Consider the following 12,181-nt stretch of genomic DNA (forward strand, 5'->3'; position numbering starts at 1 on the left):
CGAGCACGCAGAGAGCTTGCGAACCGCGGGAATCAGCAGTCGAATCGATTCCGCAACAGGGTTCGCAGCAGGGGGCTCCACACCCGTGACAGCCCCGCGAAACCGGGAGCACCGTCTCCACCCGAAACCTCTCTGCAATCTCACTGCACCACGGCACGTTCAAGCGCTTCGGCATTTGTCAGCGCCACCCCCACAACCCGACCGGGTTGCGCCGGCACGGTAGGGAGATCAGATGGGAACCACACGTACAAGACGCCACCCGTTGTCCGGGCGCGGTGGCGTCGCGCGGTTACTCGCGACGGTACGACACCGAGGCAGGCCGGAAGACGCGCCGTCTTACACGCACGTCCCTTCGCCGGCCCGCTCCCGGTGGAAGTCGTTCGCCCGGGCGGGGGCCGCGGCCGCGCTCGTCGCGGGAGCTCTGGCCGGCGCCACCGCCACGGCCGGCACGGCCCGAGCCGCCACGTCCGGACCATGCGACATCTATGCGGCAGGCGGGACGCCCTGCGTGGCGGCGCACAGCACGACGCGAGCGCTGTACGCCTCGTACAACGGGCCGCTCTACCAGGTCCGCCGTGCCTCGGACAACACCACCCGCAACATCGGCGTCCTGAGCGCGGGCGGGTACGCCGACGCCGCCGCCCAGGACTCGTTCTGCTCGGGGACGACCTGCCTGATCACGATCATCTACGACGAGTCGGGCCGCGGGAACAACCTCACCCAGGCGCCCGGCGGCGGTGCAGCGGGCGGCCCCGACAACCTCGCGAACGCGACCGCCGCGCCCACCACGGTGGGCGGCCACAAGGCCTACGGCGTGTTCGTGGCGCCCGGCACGGGCTACCGCAACAACCACACCAACGGCATCGCCACCGGGGACAACCCCGAGGGCATGTACGCGATCTTCGACGGCACGCACTACAACGGCGGCTGCTGCTTCGACTACGGCAACGCCGAGACGGACAGCAACGACGACGGCAACGGCACCATGGAGGCCATCTACTTCGGCAACATCAAGGTCTGGGGCTACGGCAGCGGCAACGGTCCATGGATCATGGCCGACCTGGAGAACGGCCTCTTCTCCGGGGTCAATCAGCACTACAACGCGGGCGATCCGACCATCAACCACCGGTACACGACCGCCATCATCAAGGGCGGGGCGAACCACTGGGCGATCCGCGGCGGCAACGCGCAGTCCGGTGGCCTGTCCACCTTCTACGACGGTCCGCGTCCCAACGTCGCCGGCTACAACCCGATGCGCAAGCAGGGAGCCATCATCCTGGGCATCGGCGGCGACAACAGCAAGGGCGCCCAAGGCACCTTCTACGAAGGCGTGATGACCTCCGGCTACCCGTCGGACGCCACCGAGAACGCCGTCCAGGCCAACATCACCGCGGCCGGGTACAGCAACTCCTCCGGCGGGACGAGCACCGGCGCGCTGCACGCGGTCGGCGCCGGCAAGTGTCTGGACGTGCCCAACTCGTCCACCACGGCCGGCACGCAGCTGCAGATCTGGGACTGCAGCGGCAGCGCCAACCAGACCTGGACCCGTACGTCCGCCAACCAGCTGACCGTCTACAGCGGCAGCAGCCAGATGTGCCTGGACGCCTACAACAACCAGACGTCCGCCGGCACCAAGGTGGTGACCTGGCCGTGCAACGGCGGCGCCAACCAGCAGTGGCAGGTGAATTCCGACGGCACCGTCACCGGCATCCAGTCCGGGCTCTGCCTCGACGTCACCGGCGCCTCCACGGCCAACGGCGCCCTGGCGGAACTCTGGCCGTGCAACGGCGGGTCCAACCAGCAATGGAGCCTCAACTGACCTGAACGGCTCCGGCCCGTGGTCGGCACACCGGCGACCACGGGCCACCCGCCACCAGACGCGCCACCACCGGAGGATGACCATGTTCAGAGCCGGAGCGCTCCGCGGCCTGTGGGCCGCCCCCGCAGCTCTGCTCGCCCTACTGGCCGGCAGTCCGGCCACCGCCGGGGTCGCGTACGCGGTACCGGTGGAACGCCAGGCCGCGGCTGCCGCCGACCTGTACGTGGCGCCGGATGCGGCTCCCGGCGGAAACGGCACCGCCGAGCAGCCGTTCGCCACCATCGACCAGGCGCAGCAGCCCGCGCACCGGCTCTCGGCCGACTCGAACGTCGTCGTCCACCTGGCCGGTGGCACGTATCGGCTGACCAAGCCACTGGCCTTCGGCTCCGGCGACGGCGGCCAGAACGGCCACACCATCACCTACCAGGCCGTGTCCGGGCAGCAGCCGGTCGTGACCGGCGCCCAGCAGGTAACGGGTTGGCAGGTGCATGATCAGTCGAAGAGCATCTGGTCGGTGCACGTCGGCCCCGGCGTGAACACGCGCCAGTTGTACGTGAACGGAAAGGAAGCACCGCGAGCAGCGATCCAGGTGCCCCGCTCCGGCTTCGCCTTCACCCAGACCGGCCTGACCATCACCGACTCCTCCCTCGACTACCTGGCCGGCCTCTCGGACCAGAACCACATGGAAGTCGAGAGCCTCAACTCCTTCACCGACCGCTACGCGCCGGTCCAGTCGATCAGCGGCAGGACCGTCACCATGCAGCAGCCCGCGTGGAACAACAACTCCTGGGGCTACGACACCATCAACGCGCCGTTCGCCGGCGGGACGATGTACCTGGAGAACAACTACGCGTTCCTGCAGCAGGCCGGGCAGTGGTACCTCGACTCGTCCACCGGCGACCTGTACTACCGGGCCCAGCCGGGGCAGAACCCGAGCAGCCTCGACGTCGAACTGCCCCGGCTGCAGAGCCTGCTGGGCATCAGCGGCAGCTACGGCTCACCGGCGGCCGGTCTGGGCTTCACCGGCATCCGGTTCACGGGAACCTCCTGGCTCGGACCCAGCGGACCCAACGGCTACGCGGACCAGCAGAGCGGCGCGCACATCACGGGCGCCTATGCGATGCCCGCCAACTGGCTGAGCACCTGCAAATCGGGATGCACGCAGTTCGAGGCCACCCGCAACCACTGGGCGCAGATGCCCGCGGCCGTCCAGGTCTCCGCCGCCACCGGCATCACGTTCTCCGGCGACACGTTCTCCGAACTGGGACAGGCCGGCCTGGGCGTGGGCAACGACGGCGTCGCCACGGCCTCCGGCACCGGACTCGGCGCGGGCGGCGTCACCGTCACCGGCAACACGTTCACCGACATCGCCGGCAGCGGCATCCAGGTCGGCGGGATCCAGCCGGACGCGCACCACCCCGGCAACCCGCAGATGACCAACCAGAACATCACCGTCAGCAACAACAGGGTCAGCGGGGTCGGCACCGACTACAAGGAGACCGCCGCCATCCTGTCCACCTACGTCACCAACGCAACGATCACCCACAACCAGTGCGACCACCTGCCCTACGACGGGATCGACATCGGCTGGGGCTGGGGCGTCAACGACCCGGGCGGCAGCCAGGACTACGTCAACCGGGGCACGTACACCTACCAGCCCGTGTACAGCACCCCCACGACGCTGAAGAACAACACCGTCTCCCACAACCTGATCTACGACACCAAGAACGCGATGTTCGACGGCGGCAGCATCTACAACCTGTCCGCGAACCCCGGCTCGGTGATCTCCGACAACTACATGTACGACAACCACCGCACCACCGCGCTGTACCTCGACGAGGGCTCCCGGTATCTGACGGTGTCGCACAACGTGGTGCAGGACGCCGGCAACTGGGCGCTCACCAACGCCAACGCGAACAACCACACCGACGACAGCACCTTCTCCGGCAACTGGTACAACGGCGGCAACACGTACGTGGCCACCGGCCCTCCGCACAACAACGTCCTCACCGGCAACGTCCAGGTCAGCGGCACCAACTGGCCGCAGGGCGCGGCGCAGGTCATCCAGCAGGCGGGCGTCCAGTCCTCGGGCGGCGGCTTCCCCACCGGCCACCACCAGCTGGTGATCGGCAGCGACAGTCTGTGCCTGGACGTGTACGGCAACTCCGGCAGCGCGGGCGCCGCGATCGACCAGTGGACCTGCAACGGGCAGAGCAACCAGCAGTTCCAGTTCGTGCCGGTGTCCGGAGGCTACGGGCAGCTGCAGGCGCAGAACTCGGGCCTGGTGGTGGGGGTTTCGGGCAGCCTCACCGCCGCCGGGACGCCGGACATCGTGCAGCAGGCGTCGAGCGGGGCGACCGGCGCCCTGTGGCTGCCGGTACGGCAGTCCGACGGCTCGTACTCCTTCCAGAACCAGAACAGCGGCCTGTGCCTGGACGTCTACGGCGGCGGCAGCAACCTCGGCCAACAGCTCGACCAATGGCCCTGCAAGAACACGGCCGGCAGCAACCAGGACTTCACCCCGCGCTGACCGACTCACCCGCTCGTTCACCCCCACCCACTGTCCCGCACCCAGTGAGGAACACAGATGAAGAAGTCCACGGCACTCCTGGCCGTCGCGCTGACGGCAGCGATCGGCACCGGCACCGCGTCGCCCGCGGCGGCCGTCACCGGCACCGGATCACCGGCCGCCGCCGCGCCCACCGCCCTGCGGCTGATGCCGCTGGGCGACTCCATCACCTGGGGCGTCGGCAGCCCGTCCGGGAACGGCTACCGGGGCTTCCTGTGGAACCGGTTGGCGAACGAGGGGCATGGCCTGGACTTCGTGGGGTCGGGCCGCAACGGCACGATGTCCGACCCGGACAACGAGGGCCACTCCGGCTGGCATATCGGCGAGATAGCCGGCATCACGGACTCCGTGCTGGCCCGGTACCGGCCCAACGTGATCACCCTCGAGATCGGCACCAATGATCTGAACGGCGGCTCTCAGGCTGAGCCCGCCGCCGAACGGCTCCATGCGCTCATCGACCAGATCACGGCCGACGCCCCTGACGCGACGGTCCTCGTCGGCACCGTGATCGTCTCCACCAGCAGCACCGAGGAGGCCACCCGCCCCGCGTTCAACGCCAAGCTGCCCGGCATCGTCCAGGCCGAGCAGGCCGCCGGCAAGCACGTACGCCTGGTGGACATGAGCGCTCTGACCACCGCGGACCTGTCCGACCCCTTCCACCCCAACGACAACGGCTACAGCAAGATGGCAGACGCCTTCAACGCCGGAGTCCAGGCCGCGGACGCCGCAGGCTGGATCAAGCCGCCGGTCTCCGTGGGCGGGCCGGTGTACTCCGGGGTCGCGGGGAAGTGCCTGGACGTCAACGGCGGCAACAGCGCCAACGGAACCGCCGCGCAGATCTGGTCCTGCAACGGCGCCGACGCGCAGCGGTGGTCCGCGCGCTCGGACGGCACCTTGCGGGCGCTCGGGAAGTGCCTCGACGCCACGGGCGGCGGTACCGCCAACGGCACCAAGATCGAGATCTGGGACTGCAACGGCGGCACCAATCAACAGTGGCAGGCGTACAACGGCGGTTACCGCAACCCGGTTTCCGGCCGCTGTCTCGACGACCCCGGTGCGTCTGCCACCGACGGTACGCAACTGGTCCTGTGGGACTGCAACGGCGGAGCCAACCAGCAGTGGAGCGCACTGCCGGTCAGCTCGGCCTTGTGACCGGCCCGACTCGCGACCCCGGCACCGGCTTGTGGTCGGTGTCTCTCCCCCACACACAAGGAGAACGATCCGTCATGTTCTGGCTCAACGCAGAGCCCCGTCCGCGCAAGGCCTTGGCCCTGGCCGCCGTACTGGCAGCCGGCACGGCTCTGTCCCTGGCCGGCCCGGCGAACCCCGCCGCCCACGCGGCCTCCGGCACCCTGGGCGCGGCAGCGGCGGACAGCGGCCGCTACTTCGGCACGGCCGTGGCCGCGGGCCGCCTCGGCGACCCGACGTACTCCACCATTCTCGACCGGGAGTTCAACATGATCACCCCGGAGAACGAGATGAAGTGGGACACCATCGAACCGTCCCGCGGCAACTTCAACTTCGGGCCCGGCGACCAGATCGTCAGCCACGCCGCCGCGCACGGTCAGAGGATGCGCGGGCACACACTCGTCTGGCACTCCCAACTCCCGTCCTGGGTCAGCTCCATCAGGGACGCGAACACCCTGCGCAGCGTGATGAACAACCACATCACAACGGAGATGAACCACTACAAAGGCAAGATCTACGCCTGGGACGTGGTCAACGAGGCCTTCGCCGACGGAGGCAGCGGCCAGCAGCGCAGTTCCGTGTTCCACGACGTGCTGGGCAACGGCTTCATCGAGGAGGCGTTCCGCACGGCCCGGAACGTCGACCCGGCGGCCAAGCTCTGCTACAACGACTACAACATCGAGAACTGGTCCGACGCCAAGACCCAGGGCGTCTACAACATGGTGCGCGACTTCAAGTCCCGCGGCGTGCCCATCGACTGCGTCGGCTTCCAGTCCCACTTCGGCACCGGCGGTCCGCCCGCGAGCTTCCAGACCACGCTGTCGAACTTCGCCGCGCTCGGCGTGGACGTACAGATAACCGAGCTGGACATCGCGCAGGCGCCGGCAAGCGCCTACGCGAATACCGTCAAGGCGTGCATGAACGTCGCGCGTTGCACCGGCATCACCGTGTGGGGCATCCGGGACAGCGACTCCTGGCGCAGCGGGGAGAACCCGCTGCTGTTCGACAACAACGGCAACAAGAAGCCCGCCTACGACGCGACCCTGACCGCGCTGGGCGGCGGCACCGGGAACCCGGGCGGCGGCATCGTCTCGGGCCAGGTGTACCAGGTGAGCGTGGCCTCCGCGGGGCGGGTGCTGGACGTGCCGAGCGGGCAGACCGGGAACGGCACGCCGGTGCAGGTCTGGGACGCCAACGGGAGCGCCGCGAACCAGCAGTGGCGGGCGAACCAGAACAGCGACGGCTCGTACACGCTGACCAACATTGCCAGTGGGCGGGTGCTGGACGAGCCCGGTGGCCAGACCGGCAACGGCACGCGGATGACGATCTGGGACAACAACGGCGGTGCAAACCAGCACTGGCGGGCCACCCAGAACGGCGACAGTTCGTACACCCTGATCAACGTGGCCTCCGGCCGGGCGCTGGAGGTCCCCGCGGGGCAGGGCGCCAACGGGAGCCCCGTCCAGGTCTGGGACTCCAACGGCGGCGCCAACCAGCACTGGAATCTCAGGTGAGGCGATCGGCACCCAGCGCTCGCACCTGATCCCCCGACGAACGCCTGCGTCCGGCACTCCTGGTCGTCGCCGGACGCGGGTTTCGGCTGCCCTCAGAGCGGCCTGACCAGGAAAAACATGGGATGGATCGCGCTCTGGAAGACTCGGAAACTTCTATTGACAGGCCCATGGCCCTGTGGGATCACTATGCGACATGGGATGTCTGAGTGTTCCCTGTGCGTGCACGGCACTCTCCGTCCCCTTCCTCCCCCGCATATCCGAGGACACAGAATGCAGCCTCCATCCGCTCCGCACCGCAGCCCCACGGCTCGTGCATCGCGCTTACCGGCTGCGGCCGCCGTATCCGTGATGGCGCTGCTGGCCATGTTGCTGGCGACCGCGCCGACATGGTCGGCGCCGACGTCCGCGGCAGCCCTGGTGAGCTCGCCGTCGGGGCGGTGCCTGGACGTCAAGGGCAACGTCGACACGCCGGGCACGGGGCTGGAGATCTGGGACTGCAACGACCAGGCCAACCAGGCGTTCGAGTTCACGGCGTCGGGTGAGCTGAGGACGATGAACGGCACCCGGTGCGTGGACGCCTACGACACCCGGACGGCGCCCGGAGCCCCGGTGGTCATCCGGGGGTGCGACGGGCGGGCGACCCAGGTCTGGCGGCAGAACTCCGACGGTTCCGTCACCGGCGTCGCCTCCGGATTCTGCCTGGACGTGAGTGGGGCGGGAACGGCCGACGGCACCGCGGTCATCCTGTGGACCTGCAACGGACAGAGCAACCAGAAGTGGACCACGTCGACACCTCCGCCTCCGACCGGTGGGACGGGCCCGTGCGACATCTATGCCGCGGGCGGTACGCCGTGCGTCGCCGCGCACAGCACGGTGCGGGCGCTCTACGGTTCGTACAACGGTCCCCTCTACCAGGTCAGGCGCGCCTCGGACAACGCCACCAGGGACATCGGCGTCCTGGCGGCGGGCGGCTTCGCCGACGCGGCGGCGCAGGACACGTTCTGCGCGGGCACCTCGTGCGTGATCACGGTCGTCCGCGACCAGTCCGGACACGGCAACGACCTGTGGTACCAGGGATCGGCCCAGGTCCCGGGGTCGAGTCAGAGCAGTCCCGCGAAGGCGACGTCCGAGTCGCTGACGGCCGGCGGCAGCAAGGCGTACTCGCTGTACATCAACCCCGGCAACAGCTACTGGCGGGACGGTCATCTGACGGGCGTGCCGACCGGTGCCGCACCCGAAGGGGCGTACATGGTGACCAGCGGCACCCACGTCAACAGCGGCTGCTGCTTCGACTACGGCAACAGTGAGACGACCAGGAAGGCCGATGCCGCCGGGGCGATGGACGCGATCAACTTCGGCACCCAGTGCTGGTTCGGCGGCTGTTCGGGCAGCGGCCCCTGGGTGCAGGCCGACCTCGAATGGGGCCTGTACCCCGGCGGCAGCCAGTCCTGGAACCCCAACCAGCGCGCGTTTTCGAGCAAGTTCGTCACCGCGATGCTGAAGAACAACGGCACGACGAGGTTCGCCCTCAAGGGCGGCAACGCCCAGTCCGGCAGCCTGACCACCCTGTGGGACGGCGGGTTGCCCGGCGGATACAGCCCCATGAAGAAACAAGGGGCCATCGTGCTCGGCAGCGGCGGCGACTGCTGCAAGCCCGGCGGCGGCGCCAACCTGAGCGCCGGCACCTTCTACGAGGGAGCCATGGTCGCCGGCTACCCCTCCGACGCGACCGACAACGCGGTGCAGGCCAACATCACCGCCGCCGGCTACCGCTGACCCGCACCCAGTTCCCCAACTCGCCCCAGGAGTCGATGACTTATGCCCACGACCACTGCGAGAGCCAAGCGTCCTCGGTCGCTGTCCCCGCTGCGTTCCCTGCGCAGAACCCTCGCACTCGCCTTCTCGGCCGTGCTGCTCACCGCGACCGCCCCCCTCCTCTCCCTCGGCACGGCGCAACCCGCCGCCGCGCTCGGCAACGGGCTCGCGCCGACCCCGCAGATGGGCTTCAACGACTGGAACGCGTACGGCTGCAACGTCTCCGAGTCGCTGATCAAGTCCACCGCCCAGGCGATGCACACCAACGGCATGCAGGCGGCCGGCTATGCGTACGTCAACATCGACGACTGCTGGATGACCCACAGCCGGGACTCCGGCGGCCACCTGGTGCCGGACCCGGCCAAGTTCCCCGACGGCATCAAGGGCACCGCGGACTACGTGCACTCGCTCGGGCTGAAGCTGGGGATCTACGAGGACGCGGGCACCGCGACCTGCGCGGGATACCCGGGCAGCCTGGGCCACGAGACCACGGACGCGCAGTCGTTCGCGGCGTGGGGCGTGGACTACCTGAAGTACGACAACTGCAACAACACCGGTGCGCCGGCGCGGACCCGGTACACCGCGATGCGGGACGCCCTGGCGGCCACCGGACGGCCGATCCTGTACAGCCTGTGCAACTGGGGCCAGGAGAACGTGTGGACCTGGGGCGCGGATGTCGGCAACAGCTGGCGCACCACCGGCGACATCAGCCCGACCTTCTCCAGCATGCTGTCGATCTTCCACAGCAACGTGGGGCTGGCCTCCTACGCGGGCCCCGGCCACTGGAACGACCCGGACATGCTGGAGGTGGGCAACGGCTCGATGACGGCCACCGAGAGCCGCACTGAGTTCAGTCTGTGGGCAGAGATGGCCGCGCCGCTGATCGCGGGCACCAACATCCCCTCGGCCGGCGCCGACACCCTGTCCGTCCTGACCAACTCCCGAGTGATCGCGGTCGACCAGGACTCCCTCGGCAAGCAGGGGACCATGGTGTCCTCCTCGGGCGGCCTGGACGTGCTGGCCAAGCCGCTGGCCAACGGGGACGTGTCGGTGGCGCTGTTCAACGAGACGGGCTCCACGGCGACCATCACCACCACCGCTTCGGCGATCGGGAAGACCGGGGCGTCCGCCTACACCCTCACCGACCTGTGGTCGGGCGCGTCCTCGACCACCTCCGGCACCATCAGCGCCTCGGTACCGGCGCACGGCACGGTCATGTACCGGGTCGCGGGCGGCACCAGCGGTGGCGGCGGCACCAGCGTCACCGGTCCGCTGCACGCGGTCGGCGCGGGCAAGTGCCTGGACGTGCCGAACTCCACCACGACCGCGGGCACCCAGGTGGAGATCTGGAGCTGCAACGGCGGCACCAACCAGACCTGGACGCACTCCACCTCCAACCAGCTCACCGTCTACTCCGGCAGCGGCCAGATGTGCCTGGACGCCTACAACAACCAGACCACACCGGGGACGAAGGTGGAGATCTGGCAGTGCAACGGCCAGCGCAACCAGCAGTGGACGCTGAACTCCGACGGCACGATCACCGGCGTCCAGTCCGGCCTGTGTCTGGACGTCACCGGCGGGGCCACGGCTGACGGAACCCTCGCCCAGCTGTGGACCTGCAACGGCGGCAGCGGCCAGCGGTGGACGCTGGGCTGACCCCGTCCTCCCCACGGCCACCGGCAGCTTCGGTGCCGCCGTACGGCGGCGCCGCCACCCAGGAGGTCTCCTTGCCCGGATCAGCAACCGATCGCCGACGAAGGCGTTTCCCGGCCGTGCTCCTGATCGCCCTGGCGATGGCCCTGGCCGCGCTCGGGACACCCTCGTTCGCCACCTCCGCGCGGACAGGCACACCCGCCGTCGTCCATGCGCCCGTGCCCGCGGCGGACGCGTCGCTCCCGTGCGACCTCTACGCGGCGGGCGGCACGCCGTGCGTCACGGCGCACGCCACCACCAGGGCGCTCTTCGCGGCGTACAACGGGCCGCTGTACCAGATCCAGCGGGCCTCCGACCACAGCTACCGCGACATCGGGGTGCTCGCCGCGGGCGGGTACGCCGACGGCGCCTCCCAGGTGTCGTTCTGCGCGGGCACGTCGTGCACGATCACGAAGATCTACGACCAGACTGCCAAGCACAACGACATGCCGATCTCCTGGGGCGGCTACTGGAAGGGCCCGGGTCCGAACGGATCCGACGTCGGGGCGGACGCCATGGCCCTGCCGGTGACCGCGGCCGGTCACCAGGTGTTCGGTGTCAAGGTCACCCCGGGTGTCGGTTACCGGCTCGACCACGCGAGCGGCGTGCCCACCGGCGCCCAGCCCGAGGGCATCTACATGGTGACCTCGTCGAACTACACGAGCCAGTGGTGCTGCTTCGACTACGGCAGCGGCGAGAACTCCCACACCGACACCGGCAACGCCACCATGAACGCCATCTACTGGGGCACCGCCTGCTGGTTCGGCGGCTGCACGGGCAGCGGCCCGTGGGTCGAGGCCGACCTGGAGAACGGCATGTTCCACACCAACACCGGCTCCAACAAGGACCCGAACAACCCCGGCGTGCACTATCCGTTCGTCAGCGCGTGGCTGAAGAACAACGGCACCAGCAACTTCACCCTCAAATACGGCAACGGCACGAGCGGCGGCCTGACCACCACCTTCTCCGGGCCCCTGCCGAACGGCTACTCACCGATGAAGGTCGACAGTTCGGTCCTGCTCGGCACCGGGGGCGACAACAGTCCCAATGGCGTGGGCGAGTTCTTCGAAGGCGCGATGACGGCGGGCTACCCCTCCGACGCCACCGAGAACGCCGTGCAGGCCGCTATCACCGCCGCCGGCTACGGAACGGGAAGCGGTGGTGGCACGACGGGTGCCGTGCACGCGGTGGGTGCGGCCAAGTGTCTCGACGTGCCGGGCGCATCCACGACGGCGGGTACGCAGCCGCAGATCTGGGACTGCAACGGTGCGGTGAACCAGACGTGGACCGCGACCGCGTCCCACCAGCTCACCGTGTACTCCGGCAGCAGCCAACTGTGCCTGGACGCCTACGACAAGGGCACCAGCCCGGGCACGAAGGTCATCACCTGGCCCTGCAACGGCCAGACCAACCAGCAGTGGAACCTCAACGCCAACGGCACCGTCACCAGCGCCCAGTCCGGCCTCTGCCTGGACGTGACCGGCGCCGCCACCGCCAACGGCAGCCTCGTACAGCTGTGGACCTGCAACGGCGGATCCAACCAGAAGTGGTCGCTGAGCTGACCCGATGAATCGCTGTATCGCT

Annotated in this window: 6 protein-coding genes and 1 pseudogene; all 7 read left to right on the forward strand. The window is 69.1% G+C overall.

Annotated features, from left to right (window positions below; all coding sequences use genetic code 11):
* Positions 1-232: 232 nt before the first annotated feature.
* The 7 genes and pseudogenes from ACFY10_RS54110 (at position 233) to ACFY10_RS54140 (ending at position 12,159) form a co-directional block, all read left to right on the forward strand.
* Positions 233-1,819, forward strand: a complete 1,587-nt coding sequence (locus ACFY10_RS54110; protein WP_390672818.1) for an arabinofuranosidase catalytic domain-containing protein — start codon at positions 233-235, stop codon at positions 1,817-1,819.
* 76 nt (positions 1,820-1,895) lie between these two features.
* A complete protein-coding gene (locus tag ACFY10_RS54115) occupies positions 1,896-4,349 on the forward strand; it encodes an RICIN domain-containing protein (RefSeq protein ID WP_390672819.1) in 2,454 nt (817 codons plus the stop codon).
* A gap of 57 nt (positions 4,350-4,406) precedes the next feature.
* Positions 4,407-5,540, forward strand: a complete 1,134-nt coding sequence (locus ACFY10_RS54120) for a ricin-type beta-trefoil lectin domain protein (protein ID WP_390672820.1) — start codon at positions 4,407-4,409, stop codon at positions 5,538-5,540.
* A 74-nt stretch (positions 5,541-5,614) separates the two neighbouring features.
* Positions 5,615-7,087, forward strand: a pseudogene (locus ACFY10_RS54125) (endo-1,4-beta-xylanase); the annotation flags it as partial.
* Positions 7,088-7,438: 351 nt separating this feature from the next.
* A complete protein-coding gene (locus ACFY10_RS54130) occupies positions 7,439-8,866 on the forward strand; it encodes an arabinofuranosidase catalytic domain-containing protein (RefSeq protein WP_390672821.1) in 1,428 nt (475 codons plus the stop codon).
* Positions 8,867-8,908: 42 nt separating this feature from the next.
* The gene (locus ACFY10_RS54135) at positions 8,909-10,561 is read left to right on the forward strand and encodes a glycoside hydrolase family 27 protein (protein ID WP_390672822.1); all 1,653 of its coding nucleotides are present in this window, start codon (positions 8,909-8,911) and stop codon (positions 10,559-10,561) included.
* A gap of 137 nt (positions 10,562-10,698) precedes the next feature.
* Positions 10,699-12,159, forward strand: a complete 1,461-nt coding sequence (locus tag ACFY10_RS54140) for an arabinofuranosidase catalytic domain-containing protein (RefSeq protein WP_390672837.1) — start codon at positions 10,699-10,701, stop codon at positions 12,157-12,159.
* Positions 12,160-12,181 lie beyond the last annotated feature (22 nt).

This window comes from Streptomyces sp. NPDC001401, assembly GCF_042895385.1.
GTDB lineage: Bacteria > Actinomycetota > Actinomycetes > Streptomycetales > Streptomycetaceae > Streptomyces.

What these genes read in the sequence shown, in the direction of transcription:
- ACFY10_RS54110 (WP_390672818.1), top strand. Translation starts at nt 233, where the DNA reads ATGGGAACCACACGTACAAGACGCCACCCGTTGTCCGGGCGCGGTGGC.
- ACFY10_RS54115 (WP_390672819.1), top strand. Translation starts at nt 1,896, where the DNA reads ATGACCATGTTCAGAGCCGGAGCGCTCCGCGGCCTGTGGGCCGCCCCC.
- ACFY10_RS54120 (WP_390672820.1), top strand. Translation starts at nt 4,407, where the DNA reads ATGAAGAAGTCCACGGCACTCCTGGCCGTCGCGCTGACGGCAGCGATC.
- ACFY10_RS54130 (WP_390672821.1), top strand. Translation starts at nt 7,439, where the DNA reads ATGGCGCTGCTGGCCATGTTGCTGGCGACCGCGCCGACATGGTCGGCG.
- ACFY10_RS54135 (WP_390672822.1), top strand. Translation starts at nt 8,909, where the DNA reads ATGCCCACGACCACTGCGAGAGCCAAGCGTCCTCGGTCGCTGTCCCCG.
- ACFY10_RS54140 (WP_390672837.1), top strand. Translation starts at nt 10,699, where the DNA reads ATGGCCCTGGCCGCGCTCGGGACACCCTCGTTCGCCACCTCCGCGCGG.